Consider the following 18,469-nt stretch of genomic DNA (forward strand, 5'->3'; position numbering starts at 1 on the left):
CGGAATAAAGGGAAATACTTTGGACAGAAAGGCCATCACCGCCCTGCCCGCAGTGCCGCTATAACTAGTTCAGCCACACGGTCCATGGAGGGACGAGGTATGAAACAACGAGGTTTTACATTGATCGAACTGCTGCTCGGCTTGATCGTCAGCGGCATCCTGGCGCAATTGGCGGTACCCGGCTTCAAGAGCCTGCTGGACTCACAAACGCGACTGAGCGCCGCACAAACGCTAGCGTCCGGCCTGCGCTACGCGCGCACCCAAGCCATTGCACGTAATCGAACGGTGATCATCCATGCGCTGGATGATGACTGGAGCCGAGGCTGGAGAGTGGTGGTGGACATGAATGGGCGCGGTCATCTGGACGACGACAATCCGGTCCTGCTGGAGCGCCAGGACAATGGGCGGATCCCGATCGTGGGCAATACTCCGGTGCGCACGCAGATTCGTTTCAGCGGGTTGGGCGAACCCCTGCTGTCTGCGGGCGGGTTTCGCGCTGGCACCGTACATGTGTGTTCAACGGACCAGCCGCTGAGCCTGCATCAAGTGGTGCTGGCGCCCACCGGCCGGATCAGCCTGCGCAGCGACAAGGCCGAGCAGGCCTTGTGCCGCGGGTACGACGAGTTGGGGCTCAGAGCAGCGAACGAACCCGCAGCTCCTTGGGCATGGAAAAAGTGATGTTTTCTTCACGTCCTGCCAGCTCGTCGGCGCCTGTCGCACCCCACGCCTGCAACTGCTGGATCACGCCGCGCACCAGGACTTCCGGCGCCGAGGCGCCCGCCGTGATACCGATGCGCTCGACACCGTCGAACCAACTGCGCTGCAGGTCTTCGGCGCCATCGATCAGGTACGCCGGGGTGGCCATGCGCTCGGCCAACTCGCGCAGGCGGTTGGAGTTGGAACTGTTGGGGCTCCCCACAACCAGCACCACGTCGCACTCGTCGGCCAGTTGCTTGACGGCATCCTGGCGGTTTTGCGTGGCGTAGCAGATATCGTCCTTGCGTGGCCCACCAATGGCGGGGAAACGGGTACGCAGGGCGTCGATGACACGACTGGTGTCATCCATAGACAAGGTAGTCTGGGTCACGAATGCCAACTTCTCAGGGTTATGCACTTGCAACTCGGCGACGTCTTTTTCGTCTTCCACCAGGTAGATCGCGCCGCCGTTACTGGCGTCGTACTGGCCCATGGTGCCTTCGACTTCGGGGTGGCCGGCATGGCCGATCAGGATGCACTCACGGCCGTCGCGGCTGTAGCGCGCCACTTCGATATGCACCTTGGTTACCAGCGGGCAGGTTGCGTCGAAGACTTTCAGGCCGCGGCCTGCTGCTTCGGTGCGCACGGCCTGGGAAACGCCATGGGCGCTGAAGATGACGATAACGTCATCCGGCACCTGATCCAGTTCTTCGACAAAAATCGCGCCACGGGCCCGCAGGTCTTCGACCACGAACTTGTTGTGCACCACTTCATGGCGCACGTAGATCGGCGGCCCGAAGACTTCCAGGGCGCGATTGACGATTTCGATCGCCCGGTCCACCCCGGCGCAGAAGCCACGGGGGTTGGCGAGTTTGATTTGCATGCTGTGCCTCGTGTCTTTGTGGGAGCTGGCTTGCCGGCGATGGCAGCGCCTCGGAGTAACGGGTACACCGAGGTGATGCCATCGCCGGCAAGCCGGCTCCTACAGGAACCGGTTTCGTCAGTTAGAGCGCTTTAACGTCGATGATTTCAACATCAAAGGTCAAGGTCTTGCCGGCCAACGGGTGGTTGAAGTCGATGGTCACCTGAGTGTCATCGAAGGTTTTGACCACGCCGGGCAGTTCGGTATTCGCCGCATCGTTGAAGATCACCAGCAAGCCTTCCGACAGCTCCATGTCCTGGAACTGCGAACGCGGGATGACCTGTACGTTTTGCGGGTTGGGCTGGCCAAAGGCGTTTTCCGGCGGGATCTGCAGGTTGCGCTTGTCGCCGGCCTTGAAGCCGAACAATGCCGCCTCGAAACCCGGCAGCAGGTTGCCGTCGCCGACCTTGAAGGTCGCCGGGGCCTTGTCGAAGGTGCTGTCGACCGTGTCGCCGTTCTCCAGGCGCAATGCAAAATGCAAGGTGACTTCCGTGTTCTGGCCAATGCGTTGTTCGGCCAATACTTGTTCAGTCATTTACAGCTTCTCCGGGTTTGTTGCCCTTGAACATATCCAGCGCCAGCATGATTGCGCCAACGCAGATGGCGCTGTCGGCAAAGTTGAACGCCGGGAAGTAATGGCGGTTCTGCCAGTGCACCAGAATGAAGTCGATCACATGGCCCAGGGCAATGCGGTCGTACAGATTGCCCAGCGCACCGCCCAACACCAGTGCCAATGCGATAGCCAGCCAAGTATCGTTGCGGCCCAGGCGCTTGAGCCAGACCACCAGCACCGCACTGACCACCACGGCGATCAGGGCGAACAACCAGCGCTGCCAGCCACCACCGTCAGCGAGGAAGCTGAAGGCGGCGCCGGTGTTGTAGGCCAGGGTCCAGCTGAAGTAGTCAGGAATCACCACGATCTGCTGGAACATTTCCAGGGTGCCCTCGAAGTGAGCCTTGCTGACCTGGTCGATGACCAGGACCAGCAAGCTCAATGCGAGCCAACCCAGACGTCCGAACCGGCTGGATTTAGGCATAGTGGCGAACCTCGCCAGCACCGCTGATGTTGTCGACGCAACGACCGCAGATTTCCGGATGCTCCGGGTTCACGCCGACGTCTTCACGGCAGTGCCAGCAACGGGCGCACTTGGCGAAGGCCGACTTGACCACCTTGAGCTTGAGGCCCGGCACTTCGGTTGCGACCGCATCAGCCGGGGCCTGGGCGAATGGCGCCAGGCTGGCTGTGGAGGTAATCAGCACGAAGCGCAGCTCGTTGCTCAACTTGCCCAGGTCGGCGGTCAGGCCGTCCTCGGCAAACAGGGTGACTTCGGCCTGCAGGTTGCCACCGACGGCCTTGGCCGCACGCTGGACTTCCAGTTCCTTGTTCACCGCGACCTTGACGGCCATCACGCCTTCCCAGTACTCGCGACCCAGTTCGAAGTCGGCCGGCAATTCGGTCAGGCCTTCGTACCAGGTGTTGAGCATCACGGACTCGTTACGCTCGCCCGGCAGGTATTCCCACAGTTCGTCGGCGGTGAAGGCCAGGATCGGCGCGATCCAGCGCACCAGCGCTTCAGAGATGTGGTACAGCGCGGTCTGTGCCGAACGGCGGGCCTTGCTGTTGGCGCCAGTGGTGTACTGGCGGTCCTTGATGATGTCGAGGTAGAAGCCACCCAGCTCCTGCACGCAGAAGTTGTGGATCTTCGAGTAGACATTCCAGAAACGGTATTCGCCGTAGTGTTCCTGCAACTCGCGCTGCAGCAACAGGGTACGGTCCACGGCCCAACGGTCCAGGGCGAGCATTTCGTCGGCCGGCAGGATGTCGGTAGCCGGGTTGAAGCCGGTCAGGTTCGACAGCATGAAGCGTGCGGTATTACGGATTCGACGGTAGGCATCGGCGCTGCGCTGCAGGATCTGCTCCGAAACGGCCATCTCACCCGAATAGTCGGTCGAAGCCACCCACAGGCGCATGATATCGGCGCCCAGGGTGTCGTTGACCTTCTGCGGCGCGATCACGTTGCCCAGGGACTTGGACATCTTGCGACCGTTCTCGTCGACGGTGAAGCCGTGGGTCAGCAGTTCACGGTACGGAGCGTGATCGTCGATGGCGCAACCAGTCAGCAGGGACGAGTGGAACCAGCCACGGTGTTGGTCCGAGCCTTCCAGGTACAGGTCGGCGCGCGGGCCGGTCTCGTGACCCATCAGGTGCGAGCCGCGCAGCACGTGCCAGTGGGTAGTGCCCGAGTCGAACCACACGTCGAGGGTGTCGCTGATCTTGTCGTACAGCGGCGCTTCGTCACCGAGCAACTCGGCAGCGTCCAACTTGAACCAGGCCTCGATGCCTTCCTGTTCAACGCGCTGGGCCACCACCTCCATCAGTTCGACGGTACGTGGGTGCAGCTCGCCGCTTTCCTTGTTCAGGAAGAACGGAATCGGCACGCCCCAGTTGCGCTGGCGGGAGATGCACCAGTCCGGACGATTGGCGATCATCGAGTGCAGGCGCGCCTGGCCCCAGGCCGGGACGAACTTGGTGTCTTCGATGGCTTTGATCGCACGCTTGCGCAGGGTTTCGCCAGCTACAGGCTCTTTGTCCATGCCGATGAACCACTGCGCGGTGGCGCGGTAGATCAACGGGGTCTTGTGGCGCCAGCAGTGCATGTAGCTGTGCTTGATGGTTTCGGTGTGCAGCAGCGCCCCGACTTCTGACAGTTTGTCGATGATCGGCTGGTTGGCCTTGAAGATGAACTGGCCGCCGAAGAACTCCAGCGACGGCGCGTACACGCCATTGCTCTGCACCGGGTTGAGGATCTCATCGTTGACCATGCCATAGGCCTTGCAGGTCACGAAGTCGTCCACGCCGTAGGCCGGTGCGGAGTGAACCACGCCAGTACCCGAGCCCAGCTCGACGTAGTCAGCCAGGTATACCGGCGACAGGCGGTCGTAGAACGGGTGACGGAAATTGATCAGTTCCAGCGCGGAGCCGGTGGTGGTGGCGATCACCGCACCTTGCAGCTCGTAGCGGGCCAGGCAGGCCTCGACCATTTCCTCAGCCAGTACCAGCAGGCGATCACCAACGTCCACCAGGGCGTAGGTGAATTCCGGATGCACGTTCAGCGCCTGGTTGGCCGGGATGGTCCACGGGGTGGTGGTCCAGATCACGATGGCGGCAGGCTTGGCCAGGCTTGCCAGGCCAAAGGCCTCGGCCAGCTTGGTATCGTCGGCAATCGGGAACGCGACGTCGATGGTCGAGGACTTCTTGTCTTCGTATTCGACTTCCGCTTCGGCCAGGGCCGAGCCACAGTCAAAGCACCAGTTCACAGGCTTGAGGCCCTTGAACACGAAGCCGCCCTTGACGATCTCGGCCAAGGCACGGATTTCCCCGGCCTCGTTCTTGAAGTTCATGGTCTTGTACGGGTTGGCCCAGTCGCCCAACACACCCAGGCGGATGAATTCGGACTTCTGCCCTTCGATCTGCTCGGTGGCGTAGGCACGGCACAGTTCGCGGGTCTTGTCGGCGCCCAGGTTCTTGCCGTAGGTCACTTCGACCTTGTGTTCGATCGGCAGGCCGTGGCAGTCCCAACCCGGGACATAAGGTGCGTCGAAGCCCGCCAGGGTTTTCGAGCGGATGATCATGTCCTTGAGAATCTTGTTCAGCGCATGACCGATGTGAATCGTGCCGTTGGCATAAGGAGGGCCGTCGTGCAGGACGAACTTCGGACGATCCTTGCCAATCTCGCGCAACTTTCCGTACAGGCCAATACTGTCCCAGCGCTGCAGGATCTGCGGTTCGCGCTGTGGCAGGCCGGCCTTCATTGGGAAGGCGGTGTCCGGAAGGTTTAGCGTGGCTTTATAGTCGGTCATTTAAGGCTCTTCATTAGCGATGGGCGCTAGGTGCGGCTAGTGCACGGGCGGCGGCGACATCCGCATTGATCGCCGTTTTCAGCGCCTCCAGGGAGGCGAATCGCTGCTCTTCACGCAGCTTTTGGTGGAAAACCACCGTCAAACGCCGGTCATACAAATCCCCGGCAAAATCCAAAAGGTGAACTTCCAGGTGGGCCTTGCCATCACCTGCAACCGTTGGCCTGACGCCTATATTGGCGACTCCGGGCCACGGTTGGCCGTCGATATCGACACTCACCAGGTACACCCCGGTCAGTGGCACGCGACGGCGCTTGAGCTGCACGTTGGCGGTTGGCGTGCCCAGTTGGCGCGCCAGCTTCTGGCCGTGCAGGACCCGCCCGGCAATCCGGAACGGGCGACCGAGCAAACGCTCGGCCAAGGCGAAGTCGGCAGCGGCCAGGGCATTTCGCACCTGGGTACTGCTCACGCGCAGGCCGTCCAGTTCGACGGTTTGCGCGGCTTCGACAGTAAAACCCTGGGTCACGCCGGCCTGTTGCAGGAAGTCGAAATCCCCTACCCGGTCGCAACCGAAGCGGAAGTCGTCGCCGACCTCCAGGTGCTGCACGCCCAGGCCATCGACGAGGATGCGGTCGACGAACTCCGTGGCGCTGAGGCTGCGCAAACGCTGGTTGAACGCCAGGCACAGCACCCGGTCCACACCCTCTTCAGCCAACAGCTGCAGTTTGTCCCGCAGGCGAGCCAAACGGGCCGGGGCCGTCTCGGGGGTGAAGAATTCACGGGGCTGCGGCTCGAAAATCACCACGCAGCTGGGCACGCCCAACTCGACTGCGCGCTCGCGCAGCCGCGCCAGGATAGCCTGGTGGCCACGGTGAACACCGTCAAAGTTGCCAATAGTGGCGACGCACCCCCGATGCTCGGGGCGCAGGTTGTGGAGACCTCGAACCAGCTGCATAACGCGCTTCTTGCTCATAAAGTGGTCGATTATAACCACACCCAGCCCTGGGCGACAGGCAACAGCGCAGGCCAAATGATTCGAATCGAAAAAACAGCCGGCTTATTGTTGATTGTGATCAATTCAGCGCCTTGCGATTGAAATCCCGCAGGCGAAAGCCCAGCACCAGCAACATGCCAAAGTAGGCGACCACCCCGGCCACGACCAGCAGGCCCAGGCGCAGGAATCGCTCGAGCATCTGCCCTTCGTCCCACGCGGGCATCCAGTGCATCAAGCCCAGCAATACCGCCGACATCACCGCCACCGCCACCAGCAATTTAAGGGCGAACACGCCCCAACCCGGCTGCGGCTGGTACATTTTCTGTTTACGCAGTTGATAAAACAGCAGGCCGGCATTGATGCAAGCCCCGGCGCTGATCGCCAAGGCCAGGCCCGCGTGCGCCAGAGGCCCGATGAAGATCAGGTTGAACAGCTGGGTAACCACCAGGGTGAAAATTGCGATCTTCACCGGGGTCCGGATGTTTTGCTGGGCATAAAAGCCCGGCGCCAGGACCTTGATCACGATAATCCCCAGCAACCCTACCGAATAGGCGACCAGCGCGCGCTGGGTCATCAAGGCGTCGAACGCGCTGAACTGGCCGTACTGGAACAGCGAAACCGTCAGCGGCTTGGCCAGGATCCCCAGGGCCAGGGAGCACGGCAGCACCAACACAAAGCACAGGCGCAGGCCCCAGTCGAGAATGCGCGAGTATTCGTGGCGGTCCTTGCTGGCATAGGTGCGGGCCAGGGTCGGCAGCAAGATGGTGCCCAGCGCCACGCCGAGCACGCCGGAGGGTAATTCCATCAGACGGTCGGCGTAATACATCCACGACACCGAACCTGAGACCAGCAACGAAGCGAACGCAGTGTTGATGATCAACGAAATCTGGCTCACCGACACCCCGAGAATCGCCGGCAGCATGTTTTTCATGACCCGCCACACGCCCGTGTCCTTGAGGTTCAGGCGCGGCAACACGAGCATGCCGATCTTTTTCAGGTGCGGCAGTTGATACAACAGTTGCGCCAGGCCACCGGCCAGCACTGCCCAGCCAAGTGCCATGACGGGTGGATCGAAGTACGGCGTGAGGAACAGGGCAAAGATGATCATGCTGACGTTAAGCAGGGTCGGCACAAACGCCGGTACCGAGAAGCGGTTCCAGGTATTGAGGATCGCGCCCGCCAGGGACGACAGGGAAATCAGCAATATATAAGGAAAGGTCACCCGCAACAGGTCACTGGTCAGGGCGAATTTTTCTGGAGTGTTGGCAAACCCGGGCGCCGTGGCCCAGATAATCCAGGGTGCGGCGAGCATGCCGGCGATGGTCACCAACATCAGTACCAGGGTCAGAAGCCCCGAGACATAGGCAATGAATGTGCGAGTGGCTTCCTCACCCTGCTGGGTCTTGTACTCGGCCAGGATCGGCACGAATGCCTGGGAAAACGCACCCTCGGCGAAGATCCGCCGCAACAGGTTGGGCAGTTTGAACGCGATAAAGAAGGCGTCCGTGGCCATGCTCGCGCCAAAAATACGCGCGATGAGGGTGTCACGCACAAACCCCAGAACCCGGGAAATCATCGTGATAGAGCTGACGGCGGCCAACGATTTGAGCAGATTCATTGAAAGAGTTTTTGCCTATAGATAAAGAGCAGGCGAACAAAGCGCCTACTTATGCGATACTGCGCGCCTGCAACAGCACAGAGCCAAAGCTCGCGAGTTTACAGGTCAAGCGCCGGAAATAAATCACCCGCCTCTTCAGATCGACCACTCAGCAGTTCGCATCAGCCGCCCTTGACAAGACGTCAACTCATCGGCATGATTCGCGGCCTATTTTGTTTGCTATTTCCTAAAAAGTCTTTCGAGGAGCTCGACGGTGGCCAACACACCTTCCGCCAAAAAACGTGCAAAACAGGCTGAGAAGCGTCGCAGCCACAACGCCAGCCTGCGTTCCATGGTTCGTACCTACATCAAGAATGTAGTTAAGGCCATTGACGCAAAAGACGCTGAAAAAGCTCAAGCTGCTTACGTTCTGGCCGTGCCAGTTATCGACCGCATGGCCGATAAAGGCATCATCCACAAGAACAAAGCTGCTCGCCATAAAGGTCGTCTGAATGGCCACATCAAGGCTCTGAACCTTGCTGTTGCAGCCTAAGCGATAAGCTTGTTAAAAAACCGACCCCAGGGTCGGTTTTTTATTACCCACGATTTATGCCACACCCCAAAACAAATGTAGGAGCTGGCTTGCCTGCGATGGGTATTAACATTCAACATTAATGTCGACTGTTGAACCGTTATCGCAGGCAAGCCAGCTCCCACATAATGCAGAGCAGAGTTGCCAGGTTTATTGCGCGCTAGGCCACGGCAAGATCGGAATCGCCGTCACCGCATTCTGCGGACTGCCTTCGATCAAGCGATCGCTGTAGACCAGGTACACCAGGGTATTACGCTTCTTGTCGAGGAACCGCACCACCTGCATGGTCTTGAACACCAGCGAAGTGCGCTCCTTGAACACCTCGTCACCATCTTTCAGCTCACCCTTGAAGCGAATCGGCCCCACCTGGCGACAAGCAATCGACGCCTCGGCACGATCCTCAGCCAAGCCCAGGCCACCCTTCACTCCGCCCGTCTTGGCGCGGGACAGGTAGCAGGTCACGCCATCCACCTTGGGATCATCAAAAGCCTCGACCACGATCCGATCGTTTGGCCCGACAAACTTGAACACCGTCGATACCTGGCCAATCTCTTCAGCCGAAGCCAGCAGCGGCATCGCCACCAGCAGACCGAGCAAACCCTTCATCACGCGCATCGCAGTTTTCCTTTAGACCAGAATCAGGTTGTCGCGGTGAACCAGCTCCGGCTCAGCCATGTAACCCAACAGACCGACAATCGACTCAGACGACTGCCCAATGATTTTCTGCGCCTCGAGGGCACTGTAGTTGGCCAGGCCGCGGGCGATTTCACGACCGTCGGGCGCCACGCACACCACCATTTCACCACGACGAAAGCTGCCCTGGACCAGCTTGACGCCTACCGGCAGCAAGCTCTTATTGCCTTGGGACAACGCAGAAACAGCCCCCGCATCCAGCACCAAGGTACCGCGCGTCTGCAAGTGACCAGCCAGCCACTGCTTACGCGCCGCCAGCATGCCGCGCTCCGGCGACAGCAGCGTGCCGATGCGCTCACCGGCCTTGAGGCGATCCAGCACGCGCTCCAGGCGCCCACCCACGATGATCGTATGGGCACCAGAACGGGCAGCCAGGCGCGCCGCGCGCAGCTTGGTCTGCATGCCGCCTCGACCCAGCGCACCACCAACACTGCCCGCCACCGCGTCAAGCGCCGGATCATCGGCCCGCGCTTCGTAAATCAGCTGGGCGTGCGGATTGTTGCGCGGATCGGCGTCGAACATGCCATCGCGATCCGTGAGGATCACCAGCAGGTCGGCCTCCACCAGATTGGCCACCAGCGCGGCCAGGGTGTCATTGTCACCAAAGCGGATTTCGTCGGTCACCACGGTGTCGTTTTCGTTGATCACCGGGATCACCTTGAGCTCGACCAGGGCACGCAAGGTGCTGCGGGCATTGAGGTAGCGCTTACGGTCGGACAGATCGTCATGGGTCAGCAGAATCTGCGCGGTATGGCGGCCGTGCTCGGCAAAGCTGGATTCCCAGGCCTGCACCAGCCCCATCTGGCCAATCGCAGCAGCGGCCTGCAACTCATGCATCGCGCTGGGTCGCGCGGTCCAGCCGAGGCGGCTCATCCCGGCGGCAACCGCCCCGGACGACACCAGCACCAACTCGACACCTGCCTCATGCAAGGCCACCATCTGTTCAACCCAGACGCTCATGGCTGCGCGATCCAGCCCCTTGCCATCCGCCGTCAGCAGCGCACTCCCGATCTTTACGACCCAGCGTTGCGCACCCGTCACTTTGCTCCGCATCATCTTCAACCTTAGATTGAGGGCCACGCGACCCAGCGCCGCCCATAACGTTATTCGTGACTACCGATTTCCAGATACTAAAACGCCGCTCGATTGAGCGGCGCTTAAGTTTATCGCAACAGATCAGTCACGCACGTAAATGATTTCTGGACCATCTTCATCATCCACGTCTTCCTCGTCCCAATCATCGTCACCGATATCATGGACCGACTTGACGCCACTGCGGCGCAAGGCACGCTGGTCATCCAGCGCCTGCAACTGCGCACGCGCTTCATCTTCGATACGCTGGTCGAGGTCAGCCAATTCAGCCTTGTAGACCGGATCGGCAGCCAGGCGATCAGCACGATCTTCCAGGTAGCGCATGATGTCGCGAGTCAGACGCTCAGTGCCTTCTTTGGCAATGGCGGAGATCACGTAGACCGGACCTTCCCACTGCAGGCGATCAACGATCTCCTTGACCCGTTCTTCATGCTCTTCTTCGAGGATCTGGTCGCACTTGTTCAGCACCAGCCAACGGTCACGCTCAGCCAGGGACGGGCTGAACTTGGCCAGTTCGTTGACGATCACTTCAGCCGCGTCCGGCGCACTGGTTTCATCCAGCGGCGCCATATCGACGAGGTGCAGCAGCAAACGGGTACGGGACAAGTGCTTGAGGAAGCGAATGCCCAGGCCCGCGCCATCGGAAGCACCTTCAATCAGGCCCGGGATGTCCGCAACCACGAAGCTTTTCCAGCGATCGACACTGACCACGCCCAGGTTCGGCACCAGGGTGGTGAACGGATAATCCGCCACTTTTGGCTTGGCCGCAGACACCGAGCGAATGAAGGTACTTTTGCCAGCGTTTGGCAGGCCCAGCAGACCCACATCCGCCAACACTTTCATTTCCAGCTTCAGGTCACGCTGCTCGCCCGGCTTGCCTGGCGTAGTCTGGCGCGGCGCACGGTTGGTACTGGACTTGAATCGGGTGTTACCCAGACCATGCCAGCCGCCCTGCACAACCATCAGCTTCTGGCCGGCCTTGGTCAGGTCGCCAATCACTTCCTGGGTCGCGGAGTCGATGATCGTGGTACCGACCGGCACACGCAGCACCAGATCCTCACCTTTTTTACCGGTGCAGTCGGTGCTGCCACCATTGGAGCCACGCTCGGCATCGAAGTGCCGGGTGTAGCGGTAGTCGACCAGGGTATTGAGGTTTTCGTCGGCCATCATGTAGATAGAACCGCCATCACCACCGTCGCCGCCGTTCGGGCCACCGTTTTCGATGAACTTTTCGCGACGGAAACTCATGCAACCGTTACCGCCGTCGCCTGCTTTTACTCGGATGGAAACTTCATCAACGAACTTCATAACAAAACGCCTCTCGCCGCACGGACGAGCTTAAGAAACCAAGACATAAGACTCTTGCAAAAATGAGCGCAGCGACCTCAATCAGCGACCGCAAATCCCGCTGCCTTCGCCATTACAAACAGCTTTGCAAGAGACTCACCCCACAAACGAAAAAGCCCCGTCGCAAGACAGGGCTTTTCCAGCGAGCTCGCAATTAAGCCGAGACAACGCTCACGTAACGGCGGTTGAACGCGCCTTTTACTTCAAACTTGATCACCCCTTCGATTTTCGCGAAGAGAGTGTGATCTTTACCCATGCCTACACCGTAACCGGCGTGGAATTGGGTGCCGCGCTGACGCACGATGATGTTGCCCGGAATGATTTTCTGGCCGCCATACATCTTAACGCCAAGGCGTTTGGCTTCTGAGTCGCGACCGTTACGGGTACTACCACCAGCTTTTTTGTGTGCCATGAGTCAATTCTCCTAGTGAGGAATTAGGCTGAAATTAAGCCTGAATACCGGTGATTTTGATCTCGGTGTACCACTGGCGGTGGCCCATACGCTTCATGTGGTGCTTACGACGACGGAACTTGATGATGCGGACTTTATCGTGACGACCTTGGGAGATCACTTCAGCCACAACGGTAGCGCCAGCAACAACTGGAGCGCCGATGTTCACGTCATCGCCATTGGCGACCAACAGAACGCGATCAAAAGTAACGGATTCGCCGGTAGCGATTTCCAGTTTTTCGATCTTCAGGTATTCACCTGGGGCGACCTTGTATTGCTTGCCACCAGTAACAATTACTGCGTACGACATGGTATTTCTCCGATAATCCTGCTCACCCAGCGCTTTATAAGAAGAGGTATTGGCTGGCATGGCTGCATGGGATGGACGTCCCGAATGCAATTGCGTAAGGCAGGTGCTGCCCAGGAAGTTCAGGGTGCGCGATTGTACGCAAGCTGCAAGAGGCTTGCAAGTAGCCGTCTATCGCGCCTTGACACCCAGGGGCGCGGGTCCTAGCATGCCGCGCAACCCTTCTGGAGCGACTGTCGCTGATGCAACCCCAAGCTTTCTACCGCGCGGTGGCGGACGATTTTAGCGCCGTCGACGGCATCATCAAGAAGCAGCTGACTTCTAAAGTGCCACTGGTCTCCAAAATTGGCGACTATATTACTTCGGCCGGCGGTAAACGCCTGCGTCCATTATTAGTGTTGCTGTGTGGCAAGGCCCTGGGCCGCGAAGGCGATGACCTGCGCCTGCTGGCCGCCACTATCGAGTTCCTGCATACCGCCACCCTGCTGCACGACGATGTGGTCGACATGTCCGGCATGCGCCGTGGCCGTGAGACCGCCAACGCCATGTGGGGCAACGCGCCCAGCGTGTTGGTGGGCGACTTCCTGTATTCGCGCTCGTTCGAAATGATGGTCGAGCTGGGCTCGATGCCGGTGATGAAGATCCTGTCCCAGGCCACGCGCATCATCGCCGAAGGCGAAGTGCTGCAGCTGTCCAAGGTGCGTGACGCGAGCACCACCGAAGAAACCTATATGGAAGTGATTCGCGGCAAGACCGCGATGCTCTTCGAAGCCTCGACCCACAGCGCCGCCGCCCTGTGCGAAGCGAGCGCCGAACAGGCCGAAGCCCTGCGCACCTTTGGCGATCACCTGGGCGTGGCCTTCCAGTTGGTGGATGATCTGCTCGATTATCGCGGTGACGCCGAAACCCTGGGCAAGAACGTCGGTGACGACCTGGCCGAAGGCAAGCCGACCCTGCCGCTGATCTACACCATGCGCGAAGGCACCCCGGAACAGGCGGCACTGGTGCGCAAGGCGATCCAGAAAGGCGGCATCGAAGACCTGGAAAGCATCCGCGCCGCCGTGGAAGCCTCGGGTTCGCTGGACTACACCGCACAGCTGGCCCGCGACTACGTGGCCCGCGCCATCAAATGCCTGGAAGCCCTTCCAGCCAGCGAATACCGGGACGCCCTGGTGGAGCTGAGTGAGTTTGCGGTAGCCCGTACTCACTAACACTCTGTGGGAGCCGGCTTGCCTGCGACAGCATCACCTCGCTACAGCTGATAGACCGAGGTGTCTGCATCGCAGGCAAGCCGGCTCCCACATTGAGACCGCATCGCCCCGCCCCCGGCAAAACCCTATATAATGTGCGACTTTTAGCCATCCTGACTTTCAAGGAGCTTTAGTGAGCACGTTGCCACCCTGCCCAAAATGCAATTCCGAATACACCTACGAAGACGGCGCCCAGCTGATCTGCCCGGAATGCGCCCATGAGTGGTCCGTCGGTGGTGAAGCCGAAGCAGCCAGCGATGAAACCGTGAAGAAAGACTCCGTTGGTAACGTCCTGCAAGACGGCGACACCATCACCGTGATCAAGGACCTCAAGGTCAAGGGCACCTCGCTGGTGGTCAAGGTCGGCACCAAGGTCAAGAACATCCGCCTGTGCGATGGCGACCACGATATCGACTGCAAGATCGACGGTATCGGCCCGATGAAGCTCAAGTCCGAGTTCGTCCGCAAGGTCTGACCTACCTCCATCCCGCGCCCCGCGCGGGATGGCGCTTCACCCTCCCCGTACCACCCCCTCCCCAGTAGCAAAAGGCCAGCCCTTTTGACCTTGAACAATGCCCACACAGAAAAACCAGGAAATTGCCAATAGGGACTTGCTATTCTTTGAATAAGAATTATTCTCATTGAAACCCTTCAAGGAGATGCGACCCATGACTTATTTGATTGATGCCTGGCTGGACCGTCCGCACCCTTACCTGCGGATCCTTCATCGGGAAACCGGCGAAGTCTGTGCGGTGCTGGAAGAAGAAGCGCTCAATGAACTGCAGGACCAGGGCGACCTGGACGTCAACGGCCTGAGCTCCAGTGAACCCGGGGTGCTTAAAGAGGTGGTGAGGAATCTGTTTCTGTTCTGCTATGCCCGAGCGTTGCGCCCGGTGACGGAGCTGCATGGCAAGTTTCATCCATGAGCAACCGCGCAGAACCTGATTGCATGGCCCTCTGCAGGAGCTGGCTTGCCGGCGATAACATCACCTCGGTGTAACCCATACCGAGTCGTCTGTATCGCCGCGACCCGCCAAGCCAGCTCCTACATAGAGCCATCAGCAGGTCTTACAGAACGTCGAGCAGCTCGACGTCGAATACCAGAACGCTGTGCGGCGGGATGCTGCCAACACCTTGTGCGCCGTAAGCCAGTTCGCTCGGCACGTACAGGCGCCATTTGCTGCCGGCATTCATCAGTTGCAGGGCTTCGGTCCAGCCAGCGATCACACCACCGACCGGGAATTCTGCCGGCTGGCCACGCTCGTAGGAGCTGTCGAACACAGTGCCGTCGATCAGGGTGCCATGGTAGTGGGTACGCACCTGGTCTTCACGGGTCGGCTTGGCGCCGTCGCCGGCGGTCAGCACTTCAAATTGCAGGCCGGAAGCCAGGGTGGTGATGCCGTCACGCTTGGCGTTCTCAGCCAGGAATGCCAGGCCCGCGCCCGCGGCTGCTTCAGCCTTGGCCGCTGCTTCGGCTTGCATGATGTCGCGAATCACTTTGAAGCTGGCAGCCATTTGCTCCTGGTCAACACGGCTTGGCTTGCCGCCGAACGCGTCGGTCAGGCCAGCCAGGATCGCGTCCAGGCTGACGCCCGGTGGCGGGTTGTCGCGCAGTTGGTCGCCCAACTGACGGCCAATGCCGTAGCTGACGCGGGTTTCGTCGGTGGACAGATTGACTTCGGACATGGAAAGGCTCCGCTGTAGGACAACTGCAAAAATCCGCAAAAACGCGGGGTCTGGCGTGTCATCCAAACTAAAAGGGCGAGCAGACTAGCACACTCGCCCCAGGCTTGATGAGCCCAAAATCCCGGGCCGGCAGGCGCCGGTCATGGATCAATGCTTGGTCAGTTTATCCAGGTAGCCCATGGCAAACGCCGAGATCACGAAGGTCATGTGAATGATCACGTACCACATCAGGTGCTGTGGATCGACATTCTTGGCATCCATGAAGATCCGCAGCAGGTGGATCGAGGAAATTGCCACGATGGACGCCGCCACCTTCATCTTCAGCGACGAAGAGTCCATGGTGCCCAGCCAGTTGAGCTTCTCCTTGTTGTCGTCGATATCCAGTTGCGAGACAAAGTTCTCATAGCCGGAAATCATCACCATCACCAACAAGCCACCCACCAGGGCCATGTCGATCAACGACAGCAGCACCAGGATCAGCTCCGACTCGGCCATCGCAAAGACATTGGGCAGCAAATGGATCACTTCCTGGAAGAATTTCAGCGCCAACGCCAGCAGCCCGAGGGACAAGCCGAAATAGATCGGCGCCAGCAGCCAGCGGGAGGCGTACATTGCATTTTCGATAAAGCGTTCCATGGAATCTCACACAGCTTGGCTAGAAATGGCGGCGAGTATATCAGCCGCGTACATTGCGCCATAACCACCCGGAAACTGACCTGTAGCGCTTCTGTAAGACAATTTTTCTGCTAGTGTCGGCCTCATCAACGTGGCTCGATGCTGCCGGACAGGAATCTCAAATAATGGATGTGCGATCTCCCTTGGCCAGTCTTGGCCTATGTGTGGCATTACTGGCGGCCAGCGGCTGCTCCCCCAGCGACGAGCACAAGCAAGCCTCTCTGGAAGAAAAAACCACCCAGTTCGAACAATCCCTGGATACGATCCAGGATCCGCGCCTCAAGGAGGCCGTGGGCGAGCTGGGCGGCTCGCTGCTATTGCTGGAGCGGGCGCGCATCAAGCTCGACACCAAGCCAGTGGAGACCGAGTACGGGGAAAACAGCCTGGCCGTGCTTGCGCACTACCCTACCCCGCAAGCTCTGGTGGATACCTACATCAACGGGCTGTTCGTCCTACGCAAGAACTCGCACTCGGACTACCTGACCGATCTGCAACCGGTGTTCCCGTTCAGTTTCAATATGCCGGACCAATTCCCATTTCCCCATGGCCTGGAATGGCAATCGGTGACCTTGAGCAACAACAAGATCATCCCGTTCCAGCCGGAATGGTCGGAAACCGACCCCGGCATTCAGTTGAGCCCCAGCAGCTCTAACCTGACCAACCCGGACGACCTGACCGTCACCTATCCCTTCATCGAAGGCATCGAGACGGACAACAAGAGCCAGCCCCAACCCGTCACCCTCAAGGGCCGGGTCGAGGTGATTGCACCCAGCAAAGTGCTGACCTTCGACCTGACCCGCAAAGACGTGGGCCACAAGCGCACCGAGGCAAACATCACGCTGACCCTGCTGGCCCTGGAGAACAACTACGCCGAGATCGAACTGACCAACACCAGCCCCCTGGCGCCACAAGTGGCGGATGAGTCGCCCAACCCGCTGCTGGTCCAGGCCCGGGACACCACCGGGCAATTTCTTTCCCGTGCCGGTTCGATCAATGAAAGCGCCGCCCAGGTGGCGTTCTACGAGCAGCAACTGGCGCAGATGCGCAAGCAGACAACCTGGTCCGAGGCCTTTGAAAAGCAGTTGCAAGACGAGCAGAAAACCTTCGAACAAAAGCAGGCCAGCCACTACGCCAAGGTCTACTTCAACGGGGCGATCGATAGCCTGCAAGTCAGCGTGCTGGATTTCTCCGACGCTACAGTCACCCGCAAGGACCTGGAACTGCCGATACGGCGCTTCGACAAGAACAGTCTGGAGAAAACCGTGCAGGGCCTGCCTATGCCCGTCACGGTGTATGACGATGAGGCCGCAGGCTGGCTCCAAAGTGCCAGCCTCTCCGAAGACCAGTTGAAAAGCAGCGTCACCATCAGCCAGTCGGTGGACGACGCCAGCGCCGCCCACATCGCCTTTGACCATCCCTTCACCTTCAATGACGACCTGATCGGCTCGACTCGCACCAGCAACGACGCCCCGCTGACGTTCTTCACCGCAAATGATCAAGGCAAGCGCGGCGAGCCCATCGAGCTGCCCACCGAGGCCTTTGAGGTCGACCCATGGCGCGCCACCATCACCTACGACCTTAATTTATTCCCGGAAACCCCGGCATTTGCCGTGGGATCGATCCCGCTGTTCCTGGCCACCATCGAAAAGAACACCGTCAACACCGCCCAACTGCCCAAGGGCCTGTCGATCCAGGACAACGCGCTGATTGTCGACCAGGCGTTGTTCCCTTCCGATAGCTGGCGCTTCTTTGCCAAGGACGCCAGTGGCAAGTACTTGAAGGAAATCCTCGGCGTCAGCCACCGCGCTGCGGAATATGGCACCGCGCTGTTTGATGTGCATTACTTTTATGGCCAGCCGACCGCGCTTGAAACCTACCAGCGCACGGCGTTGAACACCGTGCAATACGGTTTTGAGGTCAAGCTGGACAAGCCCGAGAGCAAATTGTAGGAGCCGGCTCCTACAGTGGTTGCGGTTTACAGGTGCAGGGCCTGGGGCCGTCCGCCATTGAGCTGGCGCAGGTGGGCCTGCAAGTGCAGGCACCAGATCTGCGGGTCGTCGGCCAGTTCGTAGCCGTGCAGGGTCAGGCTTTGCACGATGGATTCAAGAATGTTTTCCGCGACGAACGGGCCATGGAACGGCCCTTGGGACTTGATGGTCGAGGGCTGCTCACCTGTCATTCCGGCGGCAAACAGCAACGTCCACATCCCGGCATCCCCCGCAAGAGGACGAATGGAACATTCAATTCGGGTGACCAGGCCCAGGCACTGGCGGGTGAGGCAAAGGCTGCGCGGCATGGCGGCGACCCTC

General features: G+C 59.7%; 20 protein-coding genes. 6 read left to right on the forward strand and 14 right to left on the reverse strand.

The window, feature by feature from the left end; genetic code table 11:
- The first annotated feature begins 99 nt into the window (after positions 1 to 99).
- Positions 100 to 678: a GspH/FimT family pseudopilin gene (locus tag HBO05_RS07665; RefSeq protein WP_169951051.1), complete on the forward strand. Its 579-nt coding sequence runs from the start codon at positions 100 to 102 to the stop codon at positions 676 to 678.
- Here HBO05_RS07665 and ispH read toward each other — a convergent pair.
- The 6 genes from ispH to murJ form a co-directional block, all read right to left on the reverse strand.
- Positions 632 to 1,579, reverse strand: a complete 948-nt coding sequence (ispH, locus tag HBO05_RS07670; RefSeq protein WP_032861885.1) for a 4-hydroxy-3-methylbut-2-enyl diphosphate reductase — start codon at positions 1,577 to 1,579, stop codon at positions 632 to 634. The genes HBO05_RS07665 and ispH overlap by 47 nt on opposite strands.
- Before the next feature lie 121 nt (positions 1,580 to 1,700).
- Complete coding sequence (gene fkpB / locus HBO05_RS07675) at positions 1,701 to 2,138, reverse strand: FKBP-type peptidyl-prolyl cis-trans isomerase (protein ID WP_169951398.1); 438 nt, start codon at positions 2,136 to 2,138, stop codon at positions 1,701 to 1,703.
- A 7-nt stretch (positions 2,139 to 2,145) separates the two neighbouring features.
- The gene (lspA, locus tag HBO05_RS07680; RefSeq protein WP_169951053.1) at positions 2,146 to 2,655 is read right to left on the reverse strand and encodes a signal peptidase II; all 510 of its coding nucleotides are present in this window, start codon (positions 2,653 to 2,655) and stop codon (positions 2,146 to 2,148) included.
- A complete protein-coding gene (ileS, locus tag HBO05_RS07685) occupies positions 2,648 to 5,479 on the reverse strand; it encodes an isoleucine--tRNA ligase (RefSeq protein ID WP_172312259.1) in 2,832 nt (943 codons plus the stop codon). The genes lspA and ileS overlap by 8 nt, the downstream gene beginning before the upstream one ends.
- Before the next feature lie 13 nt (positions 5,480 to 5,492).
- The gene (gene ribF / locus HBO05_RS07690) at positions 5,493 to 6,431 is read right to left on the reverse strand and encodes a bifunctional riboflavin kinase/FAD synthetase (protein ID WP_057441100.1); all 939 of its coding nucleotides are present in this window, start codon (positions 6,429 to 6,431) and stop codon (positions 5,493 to 5,495) included.
- Positions 6,432 to 6,549: 118 nt separating this feature from the next.
- Positions 6,550 to 8,088 carry a murein biosynthesis integral membrane protein MurJ gene (gene murJ / locus HBO05_RS07695; protein ID WP_170056703.1) on the reverse strand — a complete coding sequence of 513 codons (1,539 nt, stop codon included), beginning with the start codon at positions 8,086 to 8,088 and terminating at the stop codon, positions 6,550 to 6,552.
- A gap of 253 nt (positions 8,089 to 8,341) precedes the next feature.
- Here murJ and rpsT point away from each other — a divergent pair, with 253 nt between their 5' ends.
- Positions 8,342 to 8,620 (forward strand): 30S ribosomal protein S20, encoded by a 279-nt coding sequence (gene rpsT, locus HBO05_RS07700; protein WP_029292043.1) that lies wholly within the window; start codon positions 8,342 to 8,344, stop codon positions 8,618 to 8,620.
- A 189-nt stretch (positions 8,621 to 8,809) separates the two neighbouring features.
- On the opposite strand, the gene HBO05_RS07705 is transcribed toward rpsT, so the two are convergent.
- The 5 genes from HBO05_RS07705 to rplU form a co-directional block, all read right to left on the reverse strand.
- A complete protein-coding gene (locus HBO05_RS07705) occupies positions 8,810 to 9,274 on the reverse strand; it encodes a CreA family protein (RefSeq protein ID WP_169951059.1) in 465 nt (154 codons plus the stop codon).
- A 12-nt stretch (positions 9,275 to 9,286) separates the two neighbouring features.
- A complete protein-coding gene (proB, locus tag HBO05_RS07710; RefSeq protein WP_169951401.1) occupies positions 9,287 to 10,405 on the reverse strand; it encodes a glutamate 5-kinase in 1,119 nt (372 codons plus the stop codon).
- A 123-nt stretch (positions 10,406 to 10,528) separates the two neighbouring features.
- A complete protein-coding gene (cgtA, locus tag HBO05_RS07715) occupies positions 10,529 to 11,752 on the reverse strand; it encodes an Obg family GTPase CgtA (RefSeq protein WP_154906582.1) in 1,224 nt (407 codons plus the stop codon).
- A gap of 193 nt (positions 11,753 to 11,945) precedes the next feature.
- Entirely contained in the window at positions 11,946 to 12,203 is a 258-nt protein-coding gene (rpmA, locus tag HBO05_RS07720) for a 50S ribosomal protein L27 (RefSeq protein WP_029292052.1), read from the reverse strand.
- 34 nt (positions 12,204 to 12,237) lie between these two features.
- The gene (gene rplU, locus HBO05_RS07725; protein ID WP_003176051.1) at positions 12,238 to 12,552 is read right to left on the reverse strand and encodes a 50S ribosomal protein L21; all 315 of its coding nucleotides are present in this window, start codon (positions 12,550 to 12,552) and stop codon (positions 12,238 to 12,240) included.
- Positions 12,553 to 12,791: 239 nt separating this feature from the next.
- Here rplU and HBO05_RS07730 point away from each other — a divergent pair, with 239 nt between their 5' ends.
- The 3 genes from HBO05_RS07730 to HBO05_RS07740 all read left to right on the forward strand — a co-directional run bounded on the left by HBO05_RS07730 (position 12,792) and on the right by HBO05_RS07740 (position 14,725).
- Positions 12,792 to 13,760, forward strand: a complete 969-nt coding sequence (locus HBO05_RS07730) for a polyprenyl synthetase family protein (protein ID WP_038443490.1) — start codon at positions 12,792 to 12,794, stop codon at positions 13,758 to 13,760.
- A 172-nt stretch (positions 13,761 to 13,932) separates the two neighbouring features.
- On the forward strand, positions 13,933 to 14,274 hold the full coding sequence (locus HBO05_RS07735; protein ID WP_032861873.1) for a zinc ribbon domain-containing protein YjdM: 342 nt from the start codon (positions 13,933 to 13,935) through the stop codon (positions 14,272 to 14,274).
- A 193-nt stretch (positions 14,275 to 14,467) separates the two neighbouring features.
- Positions 14,468 to 14,725 (forward strand): hypothetical protein, encoded by a 258-nt coding sequence (locus HBO05_RS07740; protein ID WP_029292069.1) that lies wholly within the window; start codon positions 14,468 to 14,470, stop codon positions 14,723 to 14,725.
- A gap of 142 nt (positions 14,726 to 14,867) precedes the next feature.
- On the opposite strand, the gene HBO05_RS07745 is transcribed toward HBO05_RS07740, so the two are convergent.
- Positions 14,868 to 15,485, reverse strand: coding sequence for an FKBP-type peptidyl-prolyl cis-trans isomerase (locus HBO05_RS07745; RefSeq protein WP_038443496.1), 618 nt, complete (start codon positions 15,483 to 15,485; stop codon positions 14,868 to 14,870).
- A 147-nt stretch (positions 15,486 to 15,632) separates the two neighbouring features.
- Positions 15,633 to 16,121 (reverse strand): TIGR00645 family protein, encoded by a 489-nt coding sequence (locus tag HBO05_RS07750; protein WP_057441112.1) that lies wholly within the window; start codon positions 16,119 to 16,121, stop codon positions 15,633 to 15,635.
- Positions 16,122 to 16,285: 164 nt separating this feature from the next.
- Here HBO05_RS07750 and HBO05_RS07755 point away from each other — a divergent pair, with 164 nt between their 5' ends.
- The gene (locus HBO05_RS07755; RefSeq protein WP_170041706.1) at positions 16,286 to 18,109 is read left to right on the forward strand and encodes a hypothetical protein; all 1,824 of its coding nucleotides are present in this window, start codon (positions 16,286 to 16,288) and stop codon (positions 18,107 to 18,109) included.
- Between the two features lie 26 nt (positions 18,110 to 18,135).
- Here the strand turns inward: HBO05_RS07755 and HBO05_RS07760 are convergent, their stop codons facing one another.
- The gene (locus tag HBO05_RS07760; RefSeq protein WP_169951064.1) at positions 18,136 to 18,456 is read right to left on the reverse strand and encodes a hypothetical protein; all 321 of its coding nucleotides are present in this window, start codon (positions 18,454 to 18,456) and stop codon (positions 18,136 to 18,138) included.
- Between the last annotated feature and the right edge of the window lie 13 nt (positions 18,457 to 18,469).

The sequence above is a fragment of the Pseudomonas sp. WS 5079 genome (assembly GCF_012985465.1).
In the GTDB taxonomy this organism is placed as follows: Bacteria; Pseudomonadota; Gammaproteobacteria; order Pseudomonadales; family Pseudomonadaceae; genus Aquipseudomonas.

Coding starts and splice junctions, on each gene's coding strand:
- HBO05_RS07665 (WP_169951051.1), top strand. CDS start 100: ATGAAACAACGAGGTTTTACATTGATCGAACTGCTGCTCGGCTTGATC.
- ispH (WP_032861885.1), bottom strand. CDS start 1,579: ATGCAAATCAAACTCGCCAACCCCCGTGGCTTCTGCGCCGGGGTGGAC.
- lspA (WP_169951053.1), bottom strand. CDS start 2,655: ATGCCTAAATCCAGCCGGTTCGGACGTCTGGGTTGGCTCGCATTGAGC.
- ileS (WP_172312259.1), bottom strand. CDS start 5,479: ATGACCGACTATAAAGCCACGCTAAACCTTCCGGACACCGCCTTCCCA.
- ribF (WP_057441100.1), bottom strand. CDS start 6,431: ATGCAGCTGGTTCGAGGTCTCCACAACCTGCGCCCCGAGCATCGGGGG.
- murJ (WP_170056703.1), bottom strand. CDS start 8,088: ATGAATCTGCTCAAATCGTTGGCCGCCGTCAGCTCTATCACGATGATT.
- HBO05_RS07705 (WP_169951059.1), bottom strand. CDS start 9,274: ATGCGCGTGATGAAGGGTTTGCTCGGTCTGCTGGTGGCGATGCCGCTG.
- proB (WP_169951401.1), bottom strand. CDS start 10,405: ATGCGGAGCAAAGTGACGGGTGCGCAACGCTGGGTCGTAAAGATCGGG.
- cgtA (WP_154906582.1), bottom strand. CDS start 11,752: ATGAAGTTCGTTGATGAAGTTTCCATCCGAGTAAAAGCAGGCGACGGC.
- rpmA (WP_029292052.1), bottom strand. CDS start 12,203: ATGGCACACAAAAAAGCTGGTGGTAGTACCCGTAACGGTCGCGACTCA.
- rplU (WP_003176051.1), bottom strand. CDS start 12,552: ATGTCGTACGCAGTAATTGTTACTGGTGGCAAGCAATACAAGGTCGCC.
- HBO05_RS07730 (WP_038443490.1), top strand. CDS start 12,792: ATGCAACCCCAAGCTTTCTACCGCGCGGTGGCGGACGATTTTAGCGCC.
- HBO05_RS07740 (WP_029292069.1), top strand. CDS start 14,468: ATGACTTATTTGATTGATGCCTGGCTGGACCGTCCGCACCCTTACCTG.
- HBO05_RS07745 (WP_038443496.1), bottom strand. CDS start 15,485: ATGTCCGAAGTCAATCTGTCCACCGACGAAACCCGCGTCAGCTACGGC.
- HBO05_RS07750 (WP_057441112.1), bottom strand. CDS start 16,121: ATGGAACGCTTTATCGAAAATGCAATGTACGCCTCCCGCTGGCTGCTG.
- HBO05_RS07755 (WP_170041706.1), top strand. CDS start 16,286: ATGGATGTGCGATCTCCCTTGGCCAGTCTTGGCCTATGTGTGGCATTA.
- HBO05_RS07760 (WP_169951064.1), bottom strand. CDS start 18,456: ATGCCGCGCAGCCTTTGCCTCACCCGCCAGTGCCTGGGCCTGGTCACC.